This is a genomic window from Sporotomaculum syntrophicum, assembly GCF_009932395.1.
GTDB classification, from domain to species: domain Bacteria; phylum Bacillota; class Desulfotomaculia; order Desulfotomaculales; family Desulfallaceae; genus Sporotomaculum; species Sporotomaculum syntrophicum.
In genome coordinates this window covers 36021-62240 of record NZ_LSRS01000004.1, presented here as the reverse complement: position 1 = coordinate 62240, position 26220 = coordinate 36021, and the positions used below count along the sequence as shown (strand labels likewise).

Annotated in this window: 24 protein-coding genes, 4 pseudogenes and 1 other annotated feature (1 of these 29 cut by a window edge); of the genes and pseudogenes, 15 read left to right on the top strand and 13 right to left on the bottom strand. The window is 43.9% G+C overall.

Annotation, left to right across the window (positions count from 1 at the left end):
* Nucleotides 1-38, top strand: a binding site (T-box leader) (it extends 202 nt beyond the left edge of the window).
* A 46-nt stretch (nucleotides 39-84) separates the two neighbouring features.
* Nucleotides 85-2889, top strand: a complete 2805-nt coding sequence (gene ileS / locus SPSYN_RS09755) for an isoleucine--tRNA ligase (RefSeq protein WP_161822392.1) — start codon at nucleotides 85-87, stop codon at nucleotides 2887-2889.
* Nucleotides 2890-3185: 296 nt separating this feature from the next.
* Here the strand turns inward: ileS and SPSYN_RS09750 are convergent, their stop codons facing one another.
* Entirely contained in the window at nucleotides 3186-4190 is a 1005-nt protein-coding gene (locus SPSYN_RS09750) for a polysaccharide deacetylase family protein (RefSeq protein ID WP_161822307.1), read from the bottom strand.
* A gap of 162 nt (nucleotides 4191-4352) precedes the next feature.
* Between SPSYN_RS09750 and SPSYN_RS09745 the strand changes: the two genes are divergently transcribed.
* Nucleotides 4353-5537, top strand: coding sequence for a M24 family metallopeptidase (locus SPSYN_RS09745; protein WP_161822306.1), 1185 nt, complete (start codon nucleotides 4353-4355; stop codon nucleotides 5535-5537).
* A gap of 6 nt (nucleotides 5538-5543) precedes the next feature.
* On the opposite strand, the gene SPSYN_RS09740 is transcribed toward SPSYN_RS09745, so the two are convergent.
* A complete protein-coding gene (locus SPSYN_RS09740; protein ID WP_161822305.1) occupies nucleotides 5544-5690 on the bottom strand; it encodes a hypothetical protein in 147 nt (48 codons plus the stop codon).
* A gap of 32 nt (nucleotides 5691-5722) precedes the next feature.
* Complete coding sequence (locus tag SPSYN_RS09735) at nucleotides 5723-6838, bottom strand: aminopeptidase (protein ID WP_161822304.1); 1116 nt, start codon at nucleotides 6836-6838, stop codon at nucleotides 5723-5725.
* 347 nt (nucleotides 6839-7185) lie between these two features.
* Between SPSYN_RS09735 and SPSYN_RS09730 the strand changes: the two genes are divergently transcribed.
* Nucleotides 7186-7506: an ArsR/SmtB family transcription factor gene (locus SPSYN_RS09730; protein WP_202623799.1), complete on the top strand. Its 321-nt coding sequence runs from the start codon at nucleotides 7186-7188 to the stop codon at nucleotides 7504-7506.
* Nucleotides 7507-7776 (top strand): hypothetical protein, encoded by a 270-nt coding sequence (locus tag SPSYN_RS09725; protein ID WP_161822303.1) that lies wholly within the window; start codon nucleotides 7507-7509, stop codon nucleotides 7774-7776. It abuts the gene before it with no gap.
* Between the two features lie 31 nt (nucleotides 7777-7807).
* On the opposite strand, the gene SPSYN_RS09720 is transcribed toward SPSYN_RS09725, so the two are convergent.
* Entirely contained in the window at nucleotides 7808-8515 is a 708-nt protein-coding gene (locus SPSYN_RS09720; RefSeq protein WP_161822302.1) for a TVP38/TMEM64 family protein, read from the bottom strand.
* A 216-nt stretch (nucleotides 8516-8731) separates the two neighbouring features.
* Here SPSYN_RS09720 and rlmD point away from each other — a divergent pair, with 216 nt between their 5' ends.
* Both rlmD and SPSYN_RS09710 read left to right on the top strand, forming a co-directional pair.
* On the top strand, nucleotides 8732-10090 hold the full coding sequence (rlmD, locus tag SPSYN_RS09715; protein ID WP_161822301.1) for a 23S rRNA (uracil(1939)-C(5))-methyltransferase RlmD: 1359 nt from the start codon (nucleotides 8732-8734) through the stop codon (nucleotides 10088-10090).
* Nucleotides 10091-10288: 198 nt separating this feature from the next.
* Complete coding sequence (locus SPSYN_RS09710; RefSeq protein WP_161822300.1) at nucleotides 10289-10864, top strand: GNAT family N-acetyltransferase; 576 nt, start codon at nucleotides 10289-10291, stop codon at nucleotides 10862-10864.
* 366 nt (nucleotides 10865-11230) lie between these two features.
* Here the strand turns inward: SPSYN_RS09710 and SPSYN_RS09705 are convergent, their stop codons facing one another.
* Both SPSYN_RS09705 and SPSYN_RS16230 read right to left on the bottom strand, forming a co-directional pair.
* The gene (locus SPSYN_RS09705; protein WP_202623807.1) at nucleotides 11231-11551 is read right to left on the bottom strand and encodes a YmaF family protein; all 321 of its coding nucleotides are present in this window, start codon (nucleotides 11549-11551) and stop codon (nucleotides 11231-11233) included.
* 159 nt (nucleotides 11552-11710) lie between these two features.
* Nucleotides 11711-11839 (bottom strand): hypothetical protein, encoded by a 129-nt coding sequence (locus tag SPSYN_RS16230; RefSeq protein WP_279279261.1) that lies wholly within the window; start codon nucleotides 11837-11839, stop codon nucleotides 11711-11713.
* A 162-nt stretch (nucleotides 11840-12001) separates the two neighbouring features.
* On the opposite strand from SPSYN_RS16230, the gene SPSYN_RS15985 reads away from it, so the two are divergent.
* Nucleotides 12002-13849 (top strand): peptidase G2 autoproteolytic cleavage domain-containing protein, encoded by a 1848-nt coding sequence (locus SPSYN_RS15985; protein ID WP_243153006.1) that lies wholly within the window; start codon nucleotides 12002-12004, stop codon nucleotides 13847-13849.
* A 193-nt stretch (nucleotides 13850-14042) separates the two neighbouring features.
* Here the strand turns inward: SPSYN_RS15985 and SPSYN_RS09695 are convergent, their stop codons facing one another.
* Nucleotides 14043-15638 (bottom strand): bifunctional metallophosphatase/5'-nucleotidase, encoded by a 1596-nt coding sequence (locus tag SPSYN_RS09695; RefSeq protein WP_161822297.1) that lies wholly within the window; start codon nucleotides 15636-15638, stop codon nucleotides 14043-14045.
* 498 nt (nucleotides 15639-16136) lie between these two features.
* On the opposite strand from SPSYN_RS09695, the pseudogene SPSYN_RS09690 reads away from it, so the two are divergent.
* The 3 genes and pseudogenes from SPSYN_RS09690 to SPSYN_RS09680 form a co-directional block, all read left to right on the top strand.
* Nucleotides 16137-16238, top strand: a pseudogene (locus SPSYN_RS09690) (DUF2200 family protein); the annotation flags it as partial.
* A 129-nt stretch (nucleotides 16239-16367) separates the two neighbouring features.
* The gene (locus SPSYN_RS09685) at nucleotides 16368-16997 is read left to right on the top strand and encodes a chloramphenicol acetyltransferase (RefSeq protein WP_161822296.1); all 630 of its coding nucleotides are present in this window, start codon (nucleotides 16368-16370) and stop codon (nucleotides 16995-16997) included.
* Nucleotides 16998-17014: 17 nt separating this feature from the next.
* Nucleotides 17015-17488, top strand: a complete 474-nt coding sequence (locus SPSYN_RS09680; RefSeq protein WP_161822295.1) for an SPASM domain-containing protein — start codon at nucleotides 17015-17017, stop codon at nucleotides 17486-17488.
* Between the two features lie 80 nt (nucleotides 17489-17568).
* Here the strand turns inward: SPSYN_RS09680 and SPSYN_RS09675 are convergent, their stop codons facing one another.
* The 4 genes from SPSYN_RS09675 to SPSYN_RS09660 form a co-directional block, all read right to left on the bottom strand.
* Nucleotides 17569-18042: a hypothetical protein gene (locus tag SPSYN_RS09675; RefSeq protein WP_161822294.1), complete on the bottom strand. Its 474-nt coding sequence runs from the start codon at nucleotides 18040-18042 to the stop codon at nucleotides 17569-17571.
* Nucleotides 18043-18469: 427 nt separating this feature from the next.
* Nucleotides 18470-19204 carry an ABC transporter ATP-binding protein gene (locus SPSYN_RS09670; protein WP_207708556.1) on the bottom strand — a complete coding sequence of 245 codons (735 nt, stop codon included), beginning with the start codon at nucleotides 19202-19204 and terminating at the stop codon, nucleotides 18470-18472.
* A gap of 8 nt (nucleotides 19205-19212) precedes the next feature.
* Entirely contained in the window at nucleotides 19213-19965 is a 753-nt protein-coding gene (locus SPSYN_RS09665; RefSeq protein ID WP_161822292.1) for an ABC transporter permease, read from the bottom strand.
* A complete protein-coding gene (locus SPSYN_RS09660; protein ID WP_161822291.1) occupies nucleotides 19940-20920 on the bottom strand; it encodes an ABC transporter substrate-binding protein in 981 nt (326 codons plus the stop codon). Before SPSYN_RS09660 ends, SPSYN_RS09665 begins: the two co-directional genes overlap by 26 nt.
* Nucleotides 20921-21412: 492 nt before the next feature.
* Here SPSYN_RS09660 and SPSYN_RS16225 point away from each other — a divergent pair, with 492 nt between their 5' ends.
* From SPSYN_RS16225 to SPSYN_RS09640, 5 genes and pseudogenes are all read left to right on the top strand, one after another.
* Nucleotides 21413-21535 (top strand): hypothetical protein, encoded by a 123-nt coding sequence (locus SPSYN_RS16225; RefSeq protein ID WP_279279260.1) that lies wholly within the window; start codon nucleotides 21413-21415, stop codon nucleotides 21533-21535.
* A gap of 14 nt (nucleotides 21536-21549) precedes the next feature.
* Nucleotides 21550-22206 (top strand): ABC transporter ATP-binding protein, encoded by a 657-nt coding sequence (locus SPSYN_RS09655; protein ID WP_161822290.1) that lies wholly within the window; start codon nucleotides 21550-21552, stop codon nucleotides 22204-22206.
* A gap of 1 nt (nucleotide 22207) precedes the next feature.
* Nucleotides 22208-23008 (top strand): ABC transporter permease, encoded by an 801-nt coding sequence (locus SPSYN_RS09650; protein WP_161822289.1) that lies wholly within the window; start codon nucleotides 22208-22210, stop codon nucleotides 23006-23008.
* 874 nt (nucleotides 23009-23882) lie between these two features.
* Nucleotides 23883-24182: a hypothetical protein gene (locus SPSYN_RS09645; protein ID WP_161822288.1), complete on the top strand. Its 300-nt coding sequence runs from the start codon at nucleotides 23883-23885 to the stop codon at nucleotides 24180-24182.
* 30 nt (nucleotides 24183-24212) lie between these two features.
* Nucleotides 24213-25166 (top strand): annotated as a pseudogene (locus SPSYN_RS09640) (phosphoribosylaminoimidazolecarboxamide formyltransferase); the annotation flags it as partial.
* Between the two features lie 140 nt (nucleotides 25167-25306).
* Here SPSYN_RS09640 and SPSYN_RS09635 read toward each other — a convergent pair.
* Both SPSYN_RS09635 and SPSYN_RS15980 read right to left on the bottom strand, forming a co-directional pair.
* Nucleotides 25307-25585, bottom strand: a pseudogene (locus SPSYN_RS09635) (nucleotidyltransferase domain-containing protein); the annotation flags it as partial.
* Between the two features lie 15 nt (nucleotides 25586-25600).
* Nucleotides 25601-26220 (bottom strand): annotated as a pseudogene (locus SPSYN_RS15980) (IS4 family transposase); the annotation flags it as partial.

The following is a 26220-nucleotide window of genomic DNA, read 5'->3' as shown; positions in this document are numbered from 1 at the left end:
CAAGCAGGGTGGTACCACGGAAAATATCCGTCCCTTTACCGGGGCGGTTTTTTATTGCCATATCATGATGATTGAGGTGTTATGATGGATTACGGGAAGACGCTTAATTTACCTAAAACAGACTTTCCCATGCGGGGCAATTTGCCCCAGCGAGAGCCGGAAATTATGAAATTCTGGGAGCAAAACGATATTTATCGCCTGGTACAGCAGCACAACAGCGGTAAGCCTAAATTTATTCTGCATGACGGACCGCCCTACGCCAATGGACATATTCACCTGGGGCACACATTAAATAAGGTACTCAAGGATATCATCGTTAAATACCACTCGATGACGGGCTACGATGCCCCTTATGTACCGGGCTGGGATACCCACGGCCTGCCCATTGAACAGCAGGCTATAAAAAACTTAGGCCTTAACCGCCATGCTGTGGATACGGTTGAATTTCGGCAAAAGTGCAAGGAATACGCACTGCAGTTTGTAGACATTCAGCGGGAAGAATTTAAACGTCTAGGCGTGCGGGGAGATTGGGAGCATCCCTATGTAACTTTGATGCCGCACTTTGAAGCCCGCCAAATCGGTGTGTTTGGGGAAATGGCTAAACGGGGCTACATTTACAAAGGTTTAAAGCCGGTGTACTGGTGTGCTACCTGTGAAACAGCACTGGCCGAGGCCGAGGTAGAATACGCTGATAAAAAATCACCCTCAATATATGTTAAATTCCCGGTACGGGATGGCAAGGACATTTTACCGGAGGAAGATACTTATGTAGTGATCTGGACCACTACTCCCTGGACGCTGCTGGCTAACATGGCCATTACCCTGCACCCTGACTATGATTATATTCTTATGGAGCTGGATGGACAAAAGATGCTCGTCGCCAAAGAGCTTAAGGACGCTTTTTTACATGAAACCGGTTTGGCAGAAGGAAACATTGGCGGCCGGTACAAAGGGAAAGACTTAGAAGGCATTGTCTGCGGGCATCCATTTATCGACCGCGACTCAGTGATTATCCTGGGCGACCATGTCACGTTGGATGCAGGCACAGGTTGCGTGCACACCGCCCCCGGGCATGGTCATGAAGACTATTTGGTTGGTCTGAAATATAATTTGCCCATTCTTTCACCTGTGGACGGCCGGGGCCGGTTTACAGATGAGGCCGGACAATTTGCCGGGCAAATATATCATGAGGCCAACGATATTATCCTGGAAACCCTCAAGGGGAAAAACGTATTAATCAAGTCCGACAAAATCAGCCACCAGTACCCCCACTGCTGGCGTTGTAAAAAACCGGTATTTTTCCGGGCTACCGAGCAGTGGTTTGCTTCCATTGACGGTTTCCGCCAGACAGCCCTGGATGAAATAGACAAAGTTCGCTGGATTCCCGCCTGGGGCCGGGATAGAATTCATAATATGGTGGCTAACCGGGGCGACTGGTGTATTTCCCGTCAGCGCACCTGGGGGGTACCCATTCCCATATTCTATTGTAAAGCTTGTAACAAGGAAATCGTCAATGACGAAACTATCAGCCGGTTGCAAATACTGTTCCGGGAACATGGCTCGGACGTTTGGTTTGCCCGGGAAGCGGCAGAACTGGTACCACCGGGACTAACCTGCCCGGACTGTGGTGCTGCGGAATTTACTAAAGAAACCGATATCATGGATGTGTGGTTTGACAGTGGCTCCAGCCACCTGGCTGTACTGGATGAGCCGGACATCTGGCCCGACCTTAGCTGGCCGGCTGATTTATACCTGGAGGGCAGTGACCAGCACCGCGGCTGGTTTAACTCCTCGCTGAGCACATCGGTGGCGGTGACGGGGCAGGCTCCCTACCGGGCGGTGCTTACCCACGGCTTTTTGGTGGACGAAAATGGCCGCAAAATGAGTAAGTCACTGGGCAATGTAGTTGACCCATTAAAGGTTATTAAGCAAATGGGTGCCGATATCTTGCGCCTCTGGGTTTCTTCAGCGGACTACCGGAGCGACTTGGCGGTTTCGCCAAACATTCTTAAACAATTAACCGAGGCCTACCGTAAAATTAGAAATACTTGCCGGTTTATGATGGGGAACCTATATGACTTCAAGCCCGAACAGGACAGTGTGCCGTATGAAAGGATGTTAGAGCTTGACCGCTATGCCATGTTAAAACTGCAGCGGCTTATTGAGCGAGTGCTTGAAGCCTACCGTAGTTACGAATTTCATGTGGTCTATCACGCTATCCACCATTATTGCACGGTGGATATGAGCAACCAGTACTTGGACATCATTAAAGACCGGCTTTACTGCGAGGAAGCGGATTCTGAGCAGCGCCGCTCCGCCCAAACAGTGATGTACAAGTCACTGCACACACTTGTACGCTTGCTGGCTCCCATACTGGCTTACACTACTGAAGAGATGTGGAATTACATTCCCAAAGCGGCGGATGCTCCGGTCAGTGTCCAGCTAACCGACATGCCGGAACCGGATGACCGGTATCTGGATGCGGCTCTGGAAGAAAAATGGGGACAGCTGATGAAGTTGCGTGGTCTGGTGACCAGGGCGTTAGAAAAAGCCCGCCAGGAAAAGATCATCGGCAATGCCCTGGAAGCCAGAATACACCTGTACGCCGACGAAAGAATGACCGAGCTGATCGAGCCCTACAACCATGATCTGGCCATGCTGTTTATTGTTTCCGGGGTCACCCTGCATGCATTTGCCGAGCGGACCGCAGCGTCTATGGAAAGTGACGAATTTACCGGCCTGGCCGTAGGCGTAACCCGGGCTGCCGGTGCCAAGTGCTCCCGTTGCTGGATGTATCATGAACAGGTAGGTCAACACACCGCACATCCCGAGACCTGTCCTCGTTGTGCTGAGGTATTGGAACATACTGGTAAAACCGGTATTGAGTAACTTGTGGAAAAATTACTTCCTATTGCTATGGAATGTTGTAAAATAAGCATCGGTCTGCCAGCCGGCAGACCGATGCTTTCTTGCGCCCGGGCATGGGCGCAGTCTAATAGTGAAGTCCCTAGTGCGGGCTGATTGTGCCAAGCACATAGCCAAGGGCAATTGTGTTCATGCGAGGTGAATGTGAAAGAAGCCGGAGGTAAACTTCTGGTCTAACGTACAGAAATCACATAAAGCATCGTAAGCTGGGTAAGGTAAAAGAGTTAAAGTTGCCGGCTTGCCTGATGCTGCCAAGATAACTATACTGTCGGCTGTGCCGGGTTATGGCTTAACAATTCAGAGACAGTTACCGGTTCAAGACCGCGCTCCCGTAATTTCTGGATAATGACCGGCAAAGCCTTTAGCGTGTTGGGGTGACCTTCATGCAGAAGGATAATTGAACCTGGTTGAACTTGCCCGAGTACGCTCGCTACAATATACTCCGGGGGAGGATCCTCCCAGTCACGTGGGTCAACATCCCAGATAATTACCTGATAGCCAAGCTCGTTCGCTACTGCCAGTATTGTATCATTGCGTATGCCATAAGGGGGGCGGAACAGGTTAACCGGTTGGCCTAAATTAATCTGCACATGGTATTCCGCAAGGCTCAGGTCTTCGCCAATTTCGTCCGCCGTTAGCTTGTCCAACTTGGCGTGTCGCCAGGAATGACTGCCAATTTCATTGCCATAGCGCACCACTTTACACGCCAACTCGGGATATTGATTTATATTTTGGCCAACCATAAAAAAAGTAGCCCGGACATTGAGCTTGTCCAATACTGCCAGATATTGCGCGGTTATTTGGGGAACAGGACCATCGTCAAAGGTTATGGCTACCAGATTATTAACACCATTTACTCTTCTAATTAGCTGGTCGGATAATTGGTTAATTGGCTGCTCCGGAGGTGACGGCGTTACCGGCGGGGATAAGCTTGCCTGGGTCTCGGCTATGTTCTCCGGGTTTGATTGCTCGGTTGGCTCATCAACAGCAGCGACAATTTGGCCGGTGCCGGATGTAGCGGCCTGTTCAGATAAGTCGTTATTATTAACCGGCTGTTGTGGGGGTTGGCCAGGTTGACCGGTCCGCTGATTTATAGTTTGTTTAACTTCGGAGGGCGCTTGAGCCCCGCTTATTTTTACCCCGTTTATTTGCACAGTAGAGCTGGACGGTGCGTGGGCAAGGGTTGGGAAAATGCACAAAAAACAAAGACAAACACCCAGTATTACTATAACCACGGCTAAAATGCGTAAACATACAGATCGCATAAAAATACTTCCTCTCCAGGATAATCTGCCCGCTCTACATAATAAGACGAAATATTGAGTTATTTGTTGCATTATATCACAGTTTGCTTGAAAAATTTTGAAGGTTTTTATAACTTTTAATGGTATTTAACACTAAGTAATATTTAAAGCGAGGTGTTGTAAGTGAGGCTAACACCGGCAGGAGAACTAACCAGGCGGGTTGCTGCTTTGCAAGAGTTACTAGTGCAAAAGGGTATTGGCGGTGCGTTAATCATGGAAAACACAGATATGTTTTATTTTGCCGGCACCACCCAGCGCGGTCACCTGTATATTCCCGCTGAGGGCAAGCCTGTATTAATGGTTAAGAAAAGCTTTGTCCGTGCCCGGGGAGAATCGGCATTAGACGATATTATCCATCTGGCTAACGTGAAGGATTTGCCTAAAGTATTGAGTGAGTATGGTTATGATAACATCACTACCCTGGGGTTTGAACTGGACGTAGTGCCGGTGGCCTTGTTCCAGCTTTATCAAAAGCTGTTTAAGACCGTTCAAATTGTGGATATCAGCGGATTAATCCGGACCGTGCGCATGGTTAAGTCAGCGTATGAGTTGGAGCTGCTTCGGGATGCTGCCCGGCTGAATTACACTCTTTATTCGCGAGTTAAAGATTATTTAAAAGAGGGTATAACCGAGCTGGAATTAGCGGGTCAGCTGGAGGCAGTGTATCGCCTGGCGGGTCATGAGGGCGTGGTGAGAATGCGAGGTTTTAACCAGGATGTTTCTTATGGTCATATACTGTCGGGCACCAACGGAGCCGTACCCAGCAGTATGGAAAGTCCCACCGGGGGTCCCGGGGTGAGCATTACTTTTCCCCAGGGTGCGGGCTATAAAAAAATCGCCAGAAATGAGCCCGTCATGATCGACTATGTAGCGGTTCGAGACGGCTATCTGGCAGACATGACCCGGATATTTTGTATCGGCGGGCTGCCCGATAAACTTGTTCAAGCTTATGAGGCAGCTTGCCGCATTCAAGAGGCTGTCCAGCAAATGGCTGTGCCGGGCGTAATGTGCGAGGACGTTTATCGGCAGGCCAGCAACATAGCTGCTGCATCAGGGTACGGGGAATATTTTATGGGCTACCCCGAGCCGGTGCCTTTTCTCGGACATGGAGTGGGTATAGAGCTCAATGAATGGCCGGTTCTGGCACCAGGATTTAAAATCCCGCTGGAAAAGGGAATGGTGATTGCTATAGAGCCAAAATTCATTTTCCCCGAAGGCGCCGTAGGGATAGAAAACACGTATGTCGTCGGGGAAAATGGACTGGAAACCTTGACGCTGTTTGATGAAAAGATTATTTATCTGGAGTAATAACAGTTAATCGCCGGACTCCTTTTCTGCGTTAAAGGCAGCTAAGGGGTCCGTTTCTTCACCCTGGGCGGTATTCAGGTTGTCCAATCCAGGTCCGTACTTAGTATCGGGCCGGGGTATAAATTCCTCTCCATACTTCTTTTTATGAACCATTAATTTCACCTCCAGAATTGTGTTTTTAATCATCACTTCAAGTTTTCCGGATTTAAACCCTCAAGTTCTTTTATAACGAACCGGCCGTCTTTTCTAACCAGTACATCATCAAAATAAATTTCACCACCGCCATATTCGGGTGTTTGGATGCAGACCAGGTCCCAGTGGATGGCAGATTTGTTGCCATTGAAGCATTCATCATAGGAGCTGCCCGGAGTAAAATGAAAGGAGCCGGCTATTTTTTCATCAAACAAGGTGTCCTTCATGGGCTTAGTAATGTACGGGTTAACACCCAGGGCAAATTCACCGATATACCTGGCCCCTTCATCGGTATCCAGGACTTTGTTGAGCCGCTCCGGGTCGTTGGCTGTTGCTTTGACGATTTGCCCGTTACGAAATTCCAGCTTGAGCCGTTCATAAACAAACCCTTGGAACTGGGACGGCGTATTATAAGTTATATAACCGTTTACCGATTCCTTAACCGGCGCCGAGTAAACCTCGCCGTCAGGGATATTTCTTAAACCGGAGCATTTAATGGCCGGCAGGCCTTTGATGGAGAAGGTTAAAGCAGTATCACGACCGTTAATTCTAACTCGATCAGTGCGTTCCATTAATTCAACCAATGGTTCCATAGCCCTTGACATTTTGGCGTAATCAAGGTTGCAGACATTGAAGTAATAGTCTTCAAACGCTTCTGTGCTGGTAACAGCTTGTTGAGCCATGGACGGTGACGGGTATCTTAAGACAACCCACTTGGTTTTAGCCACCCGAATATTTTCATGCACTATTTTGAAGAAGTATTTATTGTATAAATCCATTTTTTCCGAGGGCACATCTGCGAGTTCGGAACTATTTCCCCCCGAGCGGATACCGATATAGGCATCCATTTCTTGCATTCTTACTGCTTCGAAATGAGCACGCATCTTTACCTGTTCTTCCTCCGCCCCCAGCAGCCAGGCTCTTTCAACAGAACTGTCCTTTAATGAAACAAAGGGCAGGCTGCCAACGCGATAGGCCTCTTTAATTAACTCCTTAACCAGCGGTGCCTCAAAACCTGTGTTTTCTATTAAAATCTTTTCTCCGCGCTGTAAGGCGCAGGAGTATCTGATTAAGTTTTGAGCCAACTTAGTAATCCGCGGGTCCACCATAATATTTCAACCTCCTTGTAGTATATATTAACGGACAATAATGTTTGTGAAGAGACGTTTATTAAGCCGGGATCTGATCATAATGATTACCGGTAACCCTGGTATATATTCTATAATACTACAATTAATTACCGGACTATAAACGCAGATTAATTCGTTTTAATAAGAATCATAAAACGATACCTTGACATAAGTCTTACACCTGTAATAAAATAATTACAGGTGTAAGACTTATTTATAAAAAAGAGTTTAAAGCAATTGTTGCACCGTATAAGGGGGAATACGAAATAAATGATCAAAAAAATTATCATATAGATTCTCCTTCCGGAGATGACCTGGTCAAAATAATGGAAGCCCTGGCCAACCCGTATCGGTTAAAAATCATTGCTTTGTTGGCAGGCAGGCGCATCCATGTCAGCCAGCTTGCCCGTGAAATGGTGATAAGTCGGCCCTTGCTGTACATGCATTTAAAGCGTTTGGAAAACGCAAGGTTGGTGACCAGTAAAATTGAGTTATCCGAGGATGGGAAAGCAATGAACTTTTATGAATTAATACCATTTGCTATAGTATTGTCTCCGGAGACTATTGGGGAAGCGTCAAAGACACTTACGGTGCAGAAATCCGCCGGGACTGCACCGGGTACTAAAGGTGAAAAGGGGGATAAATAAATGAATGAAGAAGTAATCTTTGGCATTGGCGGAATGGGCTTTGTGCTGGCTATATTAGCCATGATCACCATAGTGGCTGTGGTGGTGATATCGCAAGTTTTAAAGACCTCACGGGCTAAAACAGTCAGCATGGCTGAAATCGCCAGGGATGAAGCCTATCGTAAACTTGCAGAGGAAGGTGTTGCCTTACAACGGAAGATAGCTGCAGATTTGGCTGAGTTGCGCAGCAGGGTGGAGTCCATGGAAAATATGCTGCGTGAAGTGGAATAACCAACTCAACTGTATTTCCCATCTTGGGTGACTACCGGTTTGTGTTTTGGTGTAATTTGTCCAGCCGTTGCAACTCCTTTTGAACACCCCAATATAAAAGGGCGGCAACGAGAACACCAGTAACCATGTTGATGTAGCCTTTGTTAATGTTGAGCAGGTTATACATGAAGGCGGTCTCCAGCAGCAGAGCGGGAAACTTGCCGATGGTGGTAGCCAGGATAAAGTTCTGCAGCCGAATGGCGGTTAAGGCTCCCAGGAGATTAATCAAACCCGAGGGCATAAAAGGGGCCATGCGCAGTATCGTTAGAAAATATATTTGTCTTGCCCCGGGTAAAGCATTGATTGTTTTTATGGTTTTCCAGCGGTCAGTGGGTATTTTGGCGGCGGATTTAATGCCCCACCGGTAGAGCAGGAAAGAAACTGCAGCGCCAACAACCTCTCCCGCCCAGGAGACCAGGAATCCACCGTAAAGGCCGAAGACCAGCACATTAGCCCCGGTTAAAAAGACTGAAGGCAATAGACCCATGATGCTGATCGCTGCATTGATATAAATGCTGATTAGGATTGCCGCTGCTCCCGCACCTGCAATTGCCTGCGCTGCGGCATTGATGTCACCCGAGACAGCAGTTTGCGCCACGTCTTTTAAATCAATATGCCAGAGCAATGTGGTGGACCAAAACAACATCAGGGTAACAGCAAGGATAATGACAGGTTTTTTAAATTTGGTGCTTAGTTTCATACTTTATATATTACTACATCTTTAACTATCCGGCACTAGTTCAGCTAGTGCCGGTCATTACTTTAGGGCGAGTGCATTGGCTGTCCAGTGACTGCTCAATTTTTGAGGTATTATACATTAGATCAGGTTGACTTTGGCCAGGCTCGGAAAATTTTAGCGTGAGTGTTATAAGTGTTATAATTGTAATCATGCGCTACAAGAAACGGAGTGGACTACTTGCAGGTAGGACAGGAATTTGCACTGCAAATAAAGGATATTAATCGTTCCGGTGAAGGTATCGGGCGGGCGGACGACGGTATGGTGGTTTTTGTGCCCGGAGCGGTGATCGGCGAGCAGGTTACCGTAAGGATAAGCGAATTACGCAAGAAATATGCCCGGGCGACACTGCTTACAACCGTTAAACCTTCCCAATACCGGGTTCGGCAGACCTGTGACCTGGCTGAACGCTGTGGCGGTTGTAATCTGCAGCATATTGCTTACGAAGAACAGCTGCGCTGGAAGACCGCCCTGGTCAGGCAAAATATGGCCCGTATAGGCGGCATCGGCAGTGGCGTGGTGCACGATATTGTTGGCATGCCGGACCCCTGGCATTACCGCAATAATGTAAGGTTTAAAGTGCAAAGTAAGGACGGTAAAGCAACGCTGGGATTCTTCGCAGCCGAATCGCACCAACTGGTAGCGGGTAAAGCCGGCGGGTCTGGAGTGGTGTGCCTGCTGGCCCATCAGGATTTAGTCCGGGTGGCTAAAATGGTGCAGGAGATGTTGAGTGACTGCCCGGAAGGGGCGGTATGGACGGAAGAGGTTATGCTGCGTCGGGGGAGCACCGGCGAAATTATGATCGTCTTGATCGGTGGCCCAAATGGTACGCAAAGCGAGAAAGTACTGACCGGGCTGACCGGTGCATTATTGACGGTTCCCGGTGTGGTGACGGTGATCAGTTATGTCCACGGTCATGGTAAAAAAAGAGGTGGCCGCTATCAAACACTAGCCGGGCGTGGTTATATTGAAGATGAAATAGACGGGCTGCGTTTTCGTATTTCTGCGGCCTCCTTTTACCAGGTGAATCCATATCAAACCGCGATACTTTACCGGCAGGTGTTAAATTACTGCGCTTTGCAGGGGCACGATAAAGTAGCCGACGCTTACTGCGGGGTAGGTACCATTTCTCTGTACCTGGCCAGATTTGCGAAAACAGTGCGAGGTTACGAGATAGTGCCTCGCGCTGTGCGGGACGCTGAAGCCAACGCTGCGCTTAACGGTATCCAAAACGCCCGTTTCTTTGCCGGTGCTGTGGAACGAGTGCTGGCAGAGCAGGTGGACAAAGGCTACCACCCGGAGGTAGTAGTGCTGGACCCGCCTCGCAGTGGTTGTCGCCCCGAGGTGTTGGATGCAATAGCCAAAAGCGGTGCCCGTCGGGTGGTTTACGTATCCTGTGACCCGGCCACCCTGGCCAGGGATGTGGGCTATCTGCACAGGTTGGGTTTTTTATTACAAGAAGCGCAGCCTGTGGATATGTTTCCTCAGACGACACATGTGGAGTGTGTCGTGTTGATGCAGCGCAGATATTGTAGTTAGTATTTCGGTACGGTGGACTAGACCCTTCCATACCGCAGAAGACTACAGTTTTATTATGATAAGAAAAGTTTTTTAATAAATCCACATAAGACAAAACTCGGGTTGGACCCGTACCATAGCGAGGGAGCAGTCGATAATGGCTTTAGTAATAAATTCTGGAATAATGATTATCCATTTTTTATAAAAGAAGGTGGGAAAATGAATACAAAAGTTACAATACGTATGGCAACAAAAGCAGATGCCAAAGAAATTTTAGAAATATATGCTCCTTATGTAAAGTGCACCGCAATCTCTTTTGAATATGATGTTCCATCAGTTGAAAAATTCGGTGAGAGGGTTAATAATATATTGAAAAAATATCCTTATTTAGTAGCGGTAGAAAGCAATAAAATTATTGGTTATGCATATGCTTCATCATTTAAGGATCGTGCTGCATATGATTGGGCTGTTGAAACTACTATATATCTAAGACAAGATTGTCAAGGTAAAGGTGTAGGTAAAAAATTGTATTTAGCTTTGGAAGAAATATTGAAGAGGCAAAATATTCTTAACCTGAATGCATGTATAGCCTATACACCTACTGAGAATGAAAATCTTACCAATGCCAGTACACATTTTCATGAGCGTTTAGGATATAAGAAAGTAGCACATTTTACTAAGTGCGGATACAAGTTTGAAAAATGGTATGACATGATTTGGATGGAGAAAATTATCGGAGAGCACTCTGCAATTCCAAAGCCAGTTGTTCCAATATCAGAATTACAAGGATTATAATTGTAAATTATAAAAGCTAAAGAAAATCCTAATAGATATAAATCTCAAATTATTTTGCTAAAAGACGGATAAGAGTGATTTTCAGAGAACAGAACGAATACCAAAGGGCATTGATTTCAGGCAAATGGATTGATATATGTGATATATAATTCAAGACGCTCCAATGCGGCACCCACCCAGCGCCGCTTTTTCTATGTGCAAAAACATACAGCCCCCGGCGGTCCCAAACCGGGGTCTGTGAATCAAGACTATTCTTCACGAAAAAGAGAGTCTCGGGGGAGTCCTTGAAGATTATGTCCAGTACCAGGGGATTATGCAAAACAAAATGCCCCAACTTGGACGTTCATGTAAATGATCTTTATATAGTTATTCATCATCTTGAGCCGGAGTAGTAACCCCAGAATAACGGTGGGTATGTGGTACCCGACCACTAGAAGCTGTTACCCCATTATACCTGTGGACATGTGTTCCGGGGCTTACCGGTATAGCTGGTCCTGTTAATGAATTATATTTGTGACTGTGGCCATCGTTAAATGTGGTAGTCCCACTCAAACAGTGCACATGGCTACGACCGGACCTTATTGTTGGACTTGTAGTACCTTCCATGCCATGTAGATGTCCTACAGCAAATGAAGTTTTATTCCGGTAGTTGTGAACATGTGTCCTTCTCTTTGGATAATTAAACATCCCATAACCCACAGTATTTCCACCCCCTTTTTTAATGGGTTGATTTACCATTTATAATATGCTAAAGAAAGAAATACGTTGATTACGTCATAAAAAACACACAGCACCACAGACGTTTATGTAAAACAAAACGCCCCTCTCGGAGCGCCTTGCGCAGATTTAACATTTTCCATCGTTCCCGCCGTATCCACAAAATCCCATCCCAAACACTAGCAGAATCAGAATCAAAAAGAGAATGAAACTACCGTCAAAGCAACTTCCGCCGCCACCAGTTGCTCCATAACCCATAAACACATTCCTCCTTAGATAAGGTTCTATTGTAGTTACGATATATACTATGTAAGTGCGGAGGAAGGTGTTACCAAATTAAGTTTTCTTTGGTCTAAAGGTGCAAATCTATTTCAACTACCATATTATACTATTAATTGTATGGCAAGGAGGAAGTTATGCATGAGAAGTTCGTCTGATAAGTGTGCCCCTCTAGAAGACTATGACGCTAAAGCTACAGGGGATAGTTCCCAAAATGAGAATTGCGAAACTCAGGATACTGGAAATATCTTATGTTCTTCAGCAGAGGAAACAAATTGCGATGCGAAGGCTATTGGTGAATGTTCGCATGCGGAAGGTTGTAAAACACGGGCAATTGGGAGATGTTCACATGCGGAAGGTTCTTTTTCCATAGCTGTTAACACATGTTCCCATGCTGAAGGCGATTCTACAGTCGCAGGTACAGACACCAGTGGTAAGGGCGCTCATGCCGAGGGCTGTAACACCGAGGCTTTAACTGATTGTTCTCATGCTGAAGGCAGCGAGACAATAGCAAGTGGAGAGGCGGCCCATGCCGAAGGTGACTTAACAAAAGCAATAGGGCAGGCCTCGCATTCTGAAGGTATTTCCTCAGTAGCAGGTACAGAAACCGGGGGGGTGGGCGCTCATGCCGAGGGCTGCAACACCCAGGCTTTAGGTGATTACTCACGTGCGGAAGGCAGTACTACAATAGCCAGTGGCAAGGCAGCCCATGCTGAAGGTTTTGATACAAGAGCAAGTGGGACATATGCCCATGCCGAAGGTGAAAACACAACAGCCAGTGGATTTGATTCTCATGCTGAAGGTTTTGAAACAACAGCAAGTATCCTCGCTGCCCATGCCGAAGGTCAATCCACAAGAGCTAGTGGAGTAGCAGCCCATGCTGAAGGTTTTGAAACTGCGGCGAGCGGATCTTCTGCTCATGCCGAAGGTAAAAATACAATAGCAAATGGAGCAGGTTCCCATGCCGAAGGTATAAGCACAATGGCGAGCGGATATTCTGCCCATGCCGAAGGTCGAGTCTCAACAGCAAGCGGAAATACGACCCATGCGGAGGGTTTTTATACAATAGCGAGTAGCGCTTTTTCTCATGCTGAGGGTATCTTTACAATAGCAAGTGGGGAAGCCTCCCATGCCGAGGGTGGAGAGGTTGATGGTGGAGTGGTAACGGCCAGCGGCAGGGCGGCTCATGCTGAAGGTATTAGACCAACAGCCAGCGGCAGGGCAGCCCATGCCGAAGGTGAAGGCGCAACAGCAAACGGAAATTTTTCCCATGCCGAAGGTAATTTCACAAATACCAACGGGCATACCGGAGCCCATATTATGGGCAAGTTTGGAGACGCCAGCACTGATTATTCCTGGTTTTTGGCGAACGGCACAAGTACAGATAATAAAAGTATAGCAGCTAAAATACTAAATAATGGTAACGCTTGTTTCGCAGGTACGTTAACTGCAGGTGGCGGCCCCGGTAGTTGTGCGGGTTATGCAGAGATGTTTGAATCATTTGACGGGAAGCCCATCGACTGTGGTTACTTTGTTACTTTAAAAGGCGAGAAAATACGCAAAGCAAAGGCAAATGACAGTTATATTCTAGGAATCACCAGTGCTACTCCAGCAGTAATCGGTAACAGCGGGGAATTGAATTGGAAAAATAAGTACATGATCGATAAATGGGGCAGTGTGCAATACCACGATGTACTTGTCCCGGCAGTGACAGATAAAGATGGAAAGGTCATCATCCCGGAACACACTGAAACACAACCTGTTTTGAGCCCTGATTGGGACAATACTAAAGAATATATTCCACGGTGTAAGCGGTGCGAATGGGTTGCTGTTGGTCTAATAGGACAAATCCTTGTAAGGGATGATGGAACGTGTAAAGAAGATGGATATTGTAAACCCAATGACGAAGGAATTGCAACAGCTTCTAGTGAAGGTTACAGGGTAATGAAGCGTACAGGTGAAAATCAAATACTGGTTTTATTTAGATAAGTTACAAAACAATAATAGAGAGATAGTTAATGACGTATTTCAGCCACAAACTGTGCCACTTTTAGGGTGATAGCTTGTGGCATTTTATTGTTTGCTGGTATTAAGGGCAAAACAAAACCCCTAAGCATTTATTCTTAAGGGTTTTATTTGGCTTTAAACTTATCGTTTATTTAAACCTCTCACATAATTGCTATTAGAGCAATTTGTTGATTCTACCTTCGATAGAAGCATTAAAAGGTTGAGGAAGTTTTTTAAGATAATTGATTAACCCATTAAGATCAGTTGTTCCAATTTCTTTATTAGTACCCTCCTTCAATTTAGTAAAACCATCACCCCCGGAAGCTAGATAACTGTTTACAGTTATCGTATAGTTAGCCAAGGGATCTATTGGAGTTATCCCATCCGTCAGGAATATATCCACAACTGCACCATCTTTCCAAGTATATTTGAGACCGGATATCTGCAATATTCTATTCACAGTAAACTGCTGATTTAATAATGAATTAATTTGAGCGCCTGTGAGCGTCATTTTCACAAGGTCATTATTAAATGGCTGTACTCGATATAAGTCTTCCCAGGTTACTTCACCTTCCTCGATATTAGCTCTAATTCCCCCTGGGTTCGTAAATGCAAAATCTGTCCCCATTTCCCAGCGCTGGGCATCGGCAATTAAATTGCCAAGAGCCGACTCTCCAGACTCGTTTTGGTTCTTGATAATTGCGCTTTTGGCAGTTGCTATGGTCGTATTTGCAATAGGTTCAACTATCTTTTCGTATCTGCTAATTAATTGATTTACTTTTGCATCCGGTTTAATACCCTTTTGAAAAGTGGTAATGATTTCAGCTTTTTTCGCTATAATATCTTTGGTTCTGGGGTCGATCTTTAAATCAATATCAGAGAACGCCATCCCATTGGAATAGGACTCAACTATGAGTTTTCCATCTACTATATTATTAATACCTGCATGGCTGTGCCCGGCAATGATTACATCAACCTCGTCATCAATACTTTTGGCAAGGTTGTCAAGTTTGCCTGATACCTCTTTAGCATCTTGATCATAAAATCCATCCACATGAGCCAGCACAATAATTGATTTAATTTTGTCTTTTTTGAGTTTGCCGACTGCTTTATTCACAGCATCTATTTCATCACCGAACTTCAATCCAGCAACTCCGCTGGGAGTTGTAATTCTTGGAGTTTCTGAAAGGGTTACTCCAATGAAGGCAATAGGTATACCATTAACTTTTTTGATGACATAAGAAGGCAGAATGTTTTCTCCAGTTTCTGTATATACAATATTGGCGGAAACATAAGGGAAATCCGCTCCTTCGAAATCTCCTGTAGCATCGTGATATCCACCATTAAGCAAGCGCATCATTTCGTCTGGCCCTTCATCAAATTCATGGTTGCCCGGTACACCTACATCAAAACCGGTCATATTCATAAATTCAATTGTAGGCTCATCCTGAAGCAGGGAAGAAACCGGTGCGCTCGCTCCCACCGAATCACCGGCATGAACAATAATCGTATTCTTATTTTCCTTTTCCCTTTGTTTTAAGTAAGCTGCAAGATAATCAGCCCTACCGACATTATTACCCGATATTTGTGAGGTTGTGTTCAACTGTCCGTGGAAGTCGTTTATTCCAAGGATCTGAACAGGTATGAAAAGACTTGTGTATTGACCTGTATTGGTGAGATTCCTGTTGGGGGCTGCAAAAGCCGAAGCGGAAAAACAAAGTGTTATTACGACTAATAAAGAAATTTGGCCAAATTTTTTTAAAATAAACATAAACCAACCTCCTCAAAATGCGTAATAACAAAGCAAACAAGTCTGTATTACAAATAATCATTTCTATCTCCAAACCGGCAAACCTTTTTTTGTTTTAGTTTAATTGCTATTATTTCCTAGCTACCTCTAACTGGTTATATCTCCTTCACTTTCCTCTGCTGAAAAGTGTTATCGATAATTATACAAAAGACGAGCTTATAGATGCACTTCGATCATCCGTATCTTCAATTATCAGCAATGTGAAAAAGCACAGCAAAAACATGCGGAGGCTCAAGCTAAACAGAATCACGATTTTTGCGTAAACAAAGGGAAGATGGCATAATTGGCAAGGTAGTATTGTAGGCTGGCTGGAAAGGGCAAACGACTTGCGCTATAATGTGAAAATAACATGTTGGAATATGCTGATTCCACCCGGGTATTTACAGCTTAAGAATGAAAAGGTAGATTTTATGAATAATAAAGAAATTGTAACTAAGGAAAATCTAATAGAAGTATTTCGAAGAAATCAAAGACCCTCTTATGCAGAAAATCCGTTGGCTGGACAAACTGGTTGACGAATTGGCAAAAGGTAAGCCCATGGAGAAGGTTTTGAGGAGTTGAAAATGAGAATCAGGACACTGGTAATCCAAAGTATAGAAGCGAAATCTGAATTTCAGTAAAGAAAAAAGACCATTAAGTAAATCAATGCTTATATTAAACTACAGGCCAATTTCGTACAGGAGGCTTATCATGGCAAACAACTATATTGAAATAGATGAAAAGAATTGGAAACGAGCTATGCATTGCGAAGTATTCAGAAATTGCGTTGAACCTGCATTTTGCGTATCACTCGAATTAGATATCACACATTTTCTACGTAGAATTAGAGAAGATAATTATTCTTTCACTATGGCTATGATTTATGTAGTTTCAAGATGTGCCAACGAAATTGAGGAATTCCGATATCGTTTTGTTGGTGGTAAAGTTGTACTATTTAACAAGATTGATACTGGGTTTACTTACCTTAATCAAGAAACGGAATTGTTCAAAGTTGTTAATGTTCCTATGAAAGATACGATAGAAGAATTTGTTTTAGAAGCAAGTAAGGTAGCTAAAGAGCAAGGAGAATATTTTACCGGACCTTTAGGAAATGATATATTTATGTTCTCACCTATGCCATGGGTATCCTATACTCATATTTCTCACACCAACTTGGGTAAGAAGGATAACGCAACACCTTTGTTTGACTGGGGAAAGTATTTCGAAAAAGATGGGAAAGTTATTCTGCCATTTTCTGTTCAAGCACATCATTCTTTTGTGGATGGTTTACATGTTGGAAAATTAGTTAGTTCGGTACAAAGATTTTTAGACGAGTATTAAACAAGGGGCATAAGTAAGTGTGTGGGGGAAATCCTGTATATAACGCATTGATTTCATCGGATAAAAAAATGAAAGATAAAGTATTACTAAAACGTAAGCGTCAAACAAGTAGACGCCTTGACAAATACCAACTCATTGTTATATCGCCCTCTGGATTAATTGGACCATGTCAGGCCTTTTTAGGTATCAATGAGTTTTTCCCATATTCTGTAGATCAAATGCATGCGAAATTGGAACAAATAAATTCAGATTATCTTTATAATGAAAGCGATCTGTTTAGTGAATGGAGACAAAGGTTTCCATTAAACATGAAAGACTGTATTGATTGCTACGCTATTTCGATATGTGGTGGCGGTTGTCCATATGCAGCCTATGTAAATCATAGCTCTATATGGGAAATAGATGATCGGATTTGCCATCAGGCAAAACAAATATTCGAATGGATGATCTGGGATGCTTATCAGAACCAACTTAGATTAAATGAAGAATAGTCTTAATTAAAAGCTGTTCAGGAAGTGGTTGGAGCAGACCGGAAATATTAATAACATATTTTATTTAACTATATCCAACACTATAAATTTCTCAATTTAATATTACCAATTCTAAAATAAACATATGCAGATATAGAAAACCAAACAAAAAATACTATTGGGGCAAGATACTTTTGAATACCGATATACTCAAATAATCCAAGACCATTTAAAACAATTCCTACCATATATCCGAATAGTGAAAAACCTATTATGTATGGAATTAAAAAGACTTTTCTTACAGGAAGAAAGTAAAAAAATATCATAAAAGCAAACATCCAAGATACAGGTGTCCAAAATGAAAATAAACCATAAATACTAAAAGGCCCCAGATTATGGTACTTTATCAAATTTAGGATAGGTTCCAAAACGATTATTACAACTACATCAGCGATTCCCCCAAAAATAAATCCATATATCAAATATCTTTTAAATTCATGTCTAGGAATTACAGCATAAGCCGCTATACCAAAAAGAAGAGCTTTATAAAAAAAGAAGATACTTTCTCCAAACATTTGTTCCAAGCCCCATTCTGTAAAAAAATTTAACCTATAAAGATATTTTTACCTGAAAAAACTTTAATTATTAATAAAAAATCAGTTGTTGCAAATTTTGCAACAACTGTGGTAGATTGCAAAACATATGATGTAAGATTGATTATCGAGTGGGGCAGTATAGATATTATAGGAATCTTCACACTTTTTAAAATTATTGGTAATGAAAGCGGCTGTAAAACAATAAATATCTAATACATACCTAAGAGTAGCGGAAAGGGACGCATTAAAAATATTGTAGAGTAAGCGCGCTTTTGAAGTTAATGGACGTTAATTAATATTTTTACAAGTAGTGAGCTTTAATACCTAAATTTTTTTATCAAGAAGCTGCTGAAAGGGAATAAAATATGAGGGCTTTCCGCCTAATAAAAGGGAGTCTGGAGGGTGATCATAGTTCCGGAAAATACTTCTTATTTTCTTTATCCAGTAAATCCAGCAGCTTAGTGTAAAGTGAACCTAGCAGTTCCTCACCCATATGGCGCTGGTCATGGGGCATATCCAGGTCGATGATCTCAAGGATTTCTGTCGGCCTGGCCGCTAATACCATAATCCTGTGGCCCAGGAGAAGTGCTTCAATAATATCATGGGTTACAAACACAATAGTGCGGGGGGCTGTTTGCCATAACTTAATAACATGCCGCACCAATCCTAGCCGCATTGGCGTGTCCAGTGATTTAAAAGGCTCATCCAGCAATAAAATATCATGAGGATAGGCAAAGGCTCGGCAGATGGCGAGGCGCTGCTTCATGCCACCGCTGAGTGCTTTAGGGTAACTGTTGCGGTAGCCGTCAAGACCCATTATTTTGAGATAATGGTCGATGAGTTTATCCTTCTTTGCCGGTGGCAGCTCATCCCGCAATATGAAATCAAGGTTGCCGGCAACTGTTTTCCAGGGCAATAACCTTGGTTCCTGGAAGACATAGCTTACCCGCTTACCGGTCAAGCCTTTGAGCAGACCCCGGTCAGGCTGTTCCAGCCCGGCCAGCATTTGCAGGATGGTTGTCTTGCCGCAGCCGGAGGGACCGATGATGCAGAATATCTTGTTTTCCTCTATAGAAAAGGAAAAGTTGTCTAAAATTCGGGTCTGCCCCAGTGTTTTATTGACCTGCTCAAATTCTATCAAGCCGCCCATCACATCCAATGACTCAGTTTACGACGGGTCAGGTAGGCTAACAGTCGATCCGTTAACATGCCCAGGACAATCAGTGTAATAGTCCAGGCAAACAGGTCGGCGGTCTCCAGATTAATCCTGGCTACAGCCATGCTGGCCCCGATACCCGTTTGCACGCTTAAAAATTCAGACATAGCCACAGCCTTCCAGGTGGTACCCAGCGCATTGGCAATGCCGGCCATGAGGTAGGGAGCTACCTGGGGCAGGTAAATCTCCCTAATTATTCTATCCTTGTTTATTTTAAAAACCGAGGCCATCTGCAGCAATTGCCGGTCAATGCTGTGTACACCCTGAAAGACATTAATCACAATCAGTGGCAGGGTAGTGACAAAAACAATAAAAACAGGGACCCTGCTAAAGCCAATCCAGATCATCGCCAAAAGAAGCCAGGAAATCAAAGGTGTAACCTGAAACACCACGACCACCGGGCGAAAAAGGGAGGCTGCCACCGGGTTTAAGCCAATCAGGAGTCCCAGTGGCGTACCGATACTTAAGGCGAATCCAAAGCCGGTAAGGCCGCGGACAATGGATTGACGGCCGTGTTCACAAAGTTCTCCGCTGCTTGCCTGGCCGATGATTGAACGTACAACCTCCATTGGCGACGGTATGATGACATGATTATAAAAACCGGATAACACTTGCCAGAGGGCGAAAAACAGAACAAGACCGGTAAACTGGACCAGAGTTTTAATTAGCCAGGAAGAATTTTTCATCCGGCAGCTTTCCTCCCACCATGTCCGGTGATAAATCAAGCAGTGCCTTCAGGTATGTATGCACATCAGCTTGAGCGCTGCTTGCGTGTACAAATTGCAGGCGGGTACGGGACATGCTCTGGATAAAAACCGGAGCTTTCATGTTTAGATGCTTTTCCACCAGTGGGGCTGCACTTACGGGATCAGCCACGGTGGCTTCCAACTGCCGGGCGTAAGCCAGTTGGAAATCGCTCACTGTTTCCGGGTGCGCCTTGGCAAAATCGTTGCGTACAATCATCCCGGTTTGGGGAAGTTTTGTGGAGCTGCCTTCTGCAGTTTGCCAGTCACTGTAAAAATCCCTGACCACCCTGGCTTGCTGGTTATTTAAGATAACCTGGGTAACCAAAGGTTCCGGCAATACGGCATATTTAACCAGGCCGTTAATCATCATCTGAGCTATTTCAGGCGAATCCAAGTAGGTCAACTTGACCTTGTCTGCTTGGACACCGTTTTTACTGAGCAGGTACCGGGTCAGTACATCCGGGGACGATCCTTTTGCTCCCACATAAAGGTCCTTACCGGCAAGATCGCTCCATTCTTTTAGCTCACTATCAACAGAAATCAGATACAGGATGCCCCAGGTGCTGACATTGGCCAGTTTAACAGGCAGGTTCTTGTTATAAAGTTTGGCGGCCACGTTTACAGGCAATACGGTAAAATCTGCTTCACCTTTGACCACCCGGGCAGTGGCTTCCTCAACCGTCTTATAAATAATCAACTCCACACTGGTATCGGGAAGTGTGCTGTTTTCAGCCAGGCTGAGCAAAGGCGCGGTGGGAGGACCGACCGGCGCTTGTACGATAATCTTTTCCGGTGCTGGAGCTGGTGTTTCGTTTGTTTTGGCACCCTGGCTACTGCAACCGGTTGCCAGCAAAATTACTAGTAGTGAGAGCATGATGATTAATGATTTCCGCATTACCGGCACCACCTTTTTTTAATTTAACCTGACTTACGCCAACTAAGTCATGCATTTTGTAGTTCAATAATTAGGTTACATGCTTTTGCGCAAAAAAGAAAGCTAAAAAATAGCTACTCTCGGTGACATTCTGCAAGATATTTGATGTACGCTCCAAGCGGTCATTTCTTAACGCCTGTGACTGTATGTATAAGTTTCGTCCTACTCTCAAGCTATTCCTTTCCATTAGTCTTAAATATGCCCGGTTTTTTCTAATTTCTAAGTCTGCTAAACGAAGCGGCAACGTGTTCTTATGTCTAAACAAAATCAATTAACCCTGACAACAATTTTCTATCTACAATGGTATAATAAGGTCAATCAATTTATCCCAAGGTGGCTTTATGTTAGGATCAATCATTGGTGATATTGTTGGCTCGCGCTTCGAGTGGAACAATGTCAAGACCAAGGGGTTTGATTTTTTAGCCTACCGCTACCGTGACAGACGACAGCATCATGTCGCTTGCGATTGCCAGGGCTATTCTTGCCAGCGATGGTGATTACAGTAAACTAGGCAGCCTTGCTGTGCAGTGTATGCAGGAGGTGGGTAGACCCTATCCCGATTGCGGCTACGATTGAGGAGGATCTTTAAATTGCTATTTGAGTTTAAAGATATTAACTACACCCTTGGCAATGAAACAAAGCGTAATATTATAGTTTCCGGAGCAGTAAAAAACGGAGAGGTTTTGATAGTCAGAGGTCCTTCTGGAGCAGGGAAATCAACGTTATTTAGAATACTGTCCCGTCTTCGACCCGGTTCCGGTGGTGAGGCTTTCCTGATGGGGAAAAGCTGGCTGCAAATACCAAGTACAAGCTGGCGTATAAATGTCCACTACCTAGCTCAAAAACCGACTCTTTTTGATGGCACAGTGGCCTATAACTTGGCTAAACCCTTCGAAACCAGGGTGGGCGGTCAGAGAAAACTGGATAAGAACAGGGCTAAAGAGTTAATGAAACAACTGCATCTATCATTGGAGTTGTGGAATCAGGATGCCAGAACAGTATCCGGCGGTGAGGCATCAAGACTTGCCTTTATCCGTGCCCTTCTTGTTGACCCGGTGGTTTTACTCTTGGATGAACCCACGGCGGCTCTTGATGAGCCGGCGCGGCAAGCTCTGTACCAAGTACTTTCCGGGTGGTTGAAGGAGCCAAACCATACTGCGTTGCTAATATCCCATAATAATGATTACCGGCAGCTGGAACAATTAAAGTATTTAGATATCATCGAACCTTCTAAAAGGAGGGATTAAATTGGAGAATTCCGTTATTCCAATTACTAATTTTCAACTGGCTTTTACCTTTATCTTAGTTTTTATAACTGGAGCTATTTCCTCGTTTTTAAAATTGGGACTATTAAAGCCTTTAATCTGGGGCACAATACGATCTTTCGTCCAACTAACATTAATAGGCTATGCACTGACCTATATATTTCAGATTAATAACCTGTGGTTAATTATTTTAATCATTACCACTATGTGTTATATTGCTTCCCGGGCCGCAGTAAAAAGGACCCCCAATGTGTCCGACTACCCTACCGTACTGGCATTTTTATCCCTTGTCGCCAGTACCTACCTGGTGGGTACCATTGTTACCACCCTAATCATTTCTCCCGACCCCTGGTACTCAGCCCAAATTGCAATACCTATTTTCGGCATGATCCTTGGTAATTCCATGAACGGCATCGCTCTGTCCCTGGACCGTCTTTACCTGGAGGCCAGGGCCCGCGCTTCTGAGATTGAGGCCATGCTCACCTTCGGTGCTACCCCCTGGGAGGCGATCCAAACCAGTGTTCGTGAAGCCATTGGGGCCGGCATGACCCCTACTATCAACTCATTAATGGTAGTTGGTCTTGTTAGTTTGCCGGGAATGATGACGGGCCAAATCCTGGGAGGTGTTGACCCAAGGGAGGCTGTGCGTTATCAGATAGTGGTAATGCTAATGGTTGCTGCTGCCGTGGCTATCGGTTGTCTGATATTGGTAGTGCTGTCATATAAAAGGCTTTTTAACAAAGACGGGGGTTTACAGTCTTTTGTTTTAAGCAGCCGCAAGTAATTTTATTGCATTTTAGACAAGTTATCGTTGGTGGGTTTTATTGGCCTTTTGGGGCTCAATTTTACTTTTAGCCATTCAAGATTAAACCGTCATATCCTTAGTTTCAATACATAATAACCTTCCGCCTCCGGGAGGGGGAGCAGAAGCCGGTGGTTGACAAGACTTCACCATCATAGCTCGTCTGGTAGACAGTGGTATTGGCGTGACTATTATCCAGCACTTCATATTGGAACTATGCTCGTTGTCTTCCTGCACGCTAATGGTTAATTCCGCGCCTCTGTTGTTTAATAACCAGTGTTACTGTAGAGCCAGGCTATTATGTTGATGACAGCAATTTCAAAGATCATCTAGAGGAAATTGTACTGCAATAAATGTTTAATTATGCAAATGAAATATTGCCTTAAAATATCTTTATTGTTTTGATTGTTATCATAAAAAATCTAATCAGAGGTTTTTACATGAGAGATGTTAGTACAAAGCAAAGGTTGCTTAAGATAATTGAGATTTTACGTACTGAAACAGACGCGGAACATCGATTGAGTATTAGAGAATTATTAGATAAGTTAAAATCCGCTTTCTTAAACTTAAATATTTATTAATGGATGATCCTGACTTCAAATCAATACCCTTAGAAAAGCCAGACACAAGTATTAAGGTCATTAGTGTAGGGCTAATTGGCAATAATGCAATAAAGACTTAGGAATCCCGCAATCGGCCCTTAGACGATAGGTAAAACCAAGTAGTGAACCAGAAAATGCATCATATTTTGAAGAAATATAAAATGGTTACTTTTACTAAAGAGTAATTGAGCAGTTTGAAGGAACTATTGAATGGGATGGAGTTGTAGTTAGAATAAATTTTAGGGGATGCGGGAATGAAGTATAATGAACTTGAACTCAAGAAATTAATGAAAAAAGGATTCGATAATCTGTCACTTGATGAGCAAATTTCTATCGATATCCTCAATTTTATTCGTATCGTTTATCTAAACAAACAAGATTTTTACGCTTCTCGATTTGATACCCGTTATTTCGGTGCTGTGGAGATGACGTTTTCTAAGCCAGCGAACTGTCTGATTGGGCGTTGCCGCGTGTCGTTGAAAGATGAGGGTAAGGCAATTGATTATTTGTTTACGGAGAACGGCTTTGAGTTGCTGAACGGAATTGTAAGATAGGAAACCAAGCATAGAAAGGCAGAATATTTAATGAATGAATTAGATTTAAAGTATGGCTGTAACCCTAATCAGAAGCCATCCAGAATCTTTATGGAAGACGGAAGTGAGCTTCCAGTTACAGTATTAAATGGCAAGCCAGGATATATTAATTTCCTCGATGCCTTGAATGGCTGGCAGTTAGTATCTGAATTAAAGAATGCCACAGGACTTCCGGCAGCAACATCATTTAAACATGTCTCACCAGCAGGTGCCGCAGTTGGACTGCCCTTAACGGATGTTGAAAGAAAGATTTACTGGGTGGAGGAGGGCGAGTTAACGCCACTGGCAATGCTTATGCCAGAGCAAGAGGCGCTGACAGAATGAGTTCATACGGAGATTTTATTTGTCTTTCCGACGTATGTGATGTTGCAACGGCAAAACTCATTAAGGTAGAAGTTTCTGATGGTGTCATTGCTCCAGGATTTGAGCCGGACGCTTTAGAAATCTTAAAGAGCAAGAAAAATGGTAATTACAACGTAATTCAGATTGATGCTTCGTATCGTCCTGAGCCAATTGAGCATAAGCAGCTATTTGGCATCACCTTTGAGCAGGGAAGAAATGAATTAAAGATTGATCAGGAACTCCTTAAAAATGTAGTGACAGTGAACAAAGATATTCCTGATGCAGCCAAGCTGGACCTGGTGATTGCCTTAATTACCTTAAAATATACCCAGTCAAATTCAGTATGCTATGCCAAAGGTGGACAGGCCATCGGTATTGGTGCTGGACAGCAGTCAAGAATTCATTGTACGAGACTGGCCGGCAACAAGGCCGACAACTGGTTCCTTCGTCAGTCACCAAAAGTACTTGGCCTGCAATTCTTAAATGATATCAGACGTGCAGATAGAGATAATGCCATTGACCTGTATATTGGCGATGAATACTTGGATGTACTTGCAGAAGGTAAATGGCAGAGTATCTTCAAGGTTAAACCTGAAGTGTTCANNNTCTACTCGACTTTTGTGTCAGATAAAAGAACACATATACATTGCATAAGGCTTAGTTTTTGACACAAAGGAACCGTCCCCTTGTGTCCCCCAAGAGAACAGTGCGCTGCTATGTGGCCAAATTGCGCCCCCCTGCAATCATTCAACATATCTACCTTTATTGATTATTTCATCATGTAGAAACTGGCCCGGTCTAACTTTTTTATATTCTTCAGTAGAATATGGTCTGGGTGAAATATCTAAGTCTACGGATTCACTAATTCTTTTTAACATGACGGCTTCTTCCAAGTAATCATGGCCAAAATCAGGTGAAATTATTGCAATGTCAATATCACTATCCTTGTTCCCTTGGCCGCGAGCATAAGAACCAAAAAGTATAGCCTTTTCGACTCGAATTTTTTTTGCTTTTAGGGCATTGACATATTCTTTTACTCAAACTTCGCAGCCTAAATCAGTCATCAAAGCCCTGATATATGAGGGCTGAGCGGCAATCCATTGCTTAACTTGACACGCTACCGCTTTCGAAAAATCATTTGAGAAGTTGTTTAGCAATTTAGTAAAAAATAGCATCAGTTGCTTTAAAGCAGTTTCAAAGTCAATATCCTGTATTTCATCGCAGAGCATGAAAAATAGCTCTCCGTAACTACGGTAATCTTGATTCTGTCGACGTTCCCATTCAAGCAGCATATATCTGGTAAAAACAACAGTCGTATGAGCGATAAGCATATCAAAACTTTTGCCCTGAAACTCAGAACCAAGTTTAAATAGAGATTTGGCGCTTTTAAAGAATACTTCAATGCCCCATCTCATACCGTAGATACGCACAATCTCAGCATCATCAAGCTCAAGATCAGTCGTTAGTATCGCAAGCCATTCCCGTTTGTTATTACGGTTCTGGATGAAGACAATTTTAACTGGAATTCCATTTTTAATTTTAACACAGCATGATCCAATTATTTCTCGGTGATTCTTCTCTTTAAGAGTTGCTTTTAGGTCTGGAAGAGACATAGAGTGACCGTTAAAATCGTATCGTTGATTCATCTGTTTAACCA

Bases quoted from the DNA above. Each gene is read 5' to 3' on its own strand.
- ileS (WP_161822392.1), top strand. From the start codon at position 85: ATGGATTACGGGAAGACGCTTAATTTACCTAAAACAGACTTTCCCATG.
- SPSYN_RS09750 (WP_161822307.1), bottom strand. From the start codon at position 4,190: ATGCGATCTGTATGTTTACGCATTTTAGCCGTGGTTATAGTAATACTG.
- SPSYN_RS09740 (WP_161822305.1), bottom strand. From the start codon at position 5,690: ATGGTTCATAAAAAGAAGTATGGAGAGGAATTTATACCCCGGCCCGAT.
- SPSYN_RS09735 (WP_161822304.1), bottom strand. From the start codon at position 6,838: ATGGTGGACCCGCGGATTACTAAGTTGGCTCAAAACTTAATCAGATAC.
- SPSYN_RS09730 (WP_202623799.1), top strand. From the start codon at position 7,186: ATGGAAGCCCTGGCCAACCCGTATCGGTTAAAAATCATTGCTTTGTTG.
- SPSYN_RS09725 (WP_161822303.1), top strand. From the start codon at position 7,507: ATGAATGAAGAAGTAATCTTTGGCATTGGCGGAATGGGCTTTGTGCTG.
- SPSYN_RS09720 (WP_161822302.1), bottom strand. From the start codon at position 8,515: ATGAAACTAAGCACCAAATTTAAAAAACCTGTCATTATCCTTGCTGTT.
- SPSYN_RS09710 (WP_161822300.1), top strand. From the start codon at position 10,289: ATGAATACAAAAGTTACAATACGTATGGCAACAAAAGCAGATGCCAAA.
- SPSYN_RS09705 (WP_202623807.1), bottom strand. From the start codon at position 11,551: ATGTTTAATTATCCAAAGAGAAGGACACATGTTCACAACTACCGGAAT.
- SPSYN_RS16230 (WP_279279261.1), bottom strand. From the start codon at position 11,839: ATGGGTTATGGAGCAACTGGTGGCGGCGGAAGTTGCTTTGACGGTAGT.
- SPSYN_RS15985 (WP_243153006.1), top strand. From the start codon at position 12,002: ATGAGAAGTTCGTCTGATAAGTGTGCCCCTCTAGAAGACTATGACGCT.
- SPSYN_RS09695 (WP_161822297.1), bottom strand. From the start codon at position 15,638: ATGTTTATTTTAAAAAAATTTGGCCAAATTTCTTTATTAGTCGTAATA.
- SPSYN_RS09685 (WP_161822296.1), top strand. From the start codon at position 16,368: ATGGCAAACAACTATATTGAAATAGATGAAAAGAATTGGAAACGAGCT.
- SPSYN_RS09675 (WP_161822294.1), bottom strand. From the start codon at position 18,042: ATGTTTGGAGAAAGTATCTTCTTTTTTTATAAAGCTCTTCTTTTTGGT.
- SPSYN_RS09665 (WP_161822292.1), bottom strand. From the start codon at position 19,965: ATGAAAAATTCTTCCTGGCTAATTAAAACTCTGGTCCAGTTTACCGGT.
- SPSYN_RS09660 (WP_161822291.1), bottom strand. From the start codon at position 20,920: ATGCGGAAATCATTAATCATCATGCTCTCACTACTAGTAATTTTGCTG.
- SPSYN_RS16225 (WP_279279260.1), top strand. From the start codon at position 21,413: ATGTCGCTTGCGATTGCCAGGGCTATTCTTGCCAGCGATGGTGATTAC.
- SPSYN_RS09645 (WP_161822288.1), top strand. From the start codon at position 23,883: ATGAAGTATAATGAACTTGAACTCAAGAAATTAATGAAAAAAGGATTC.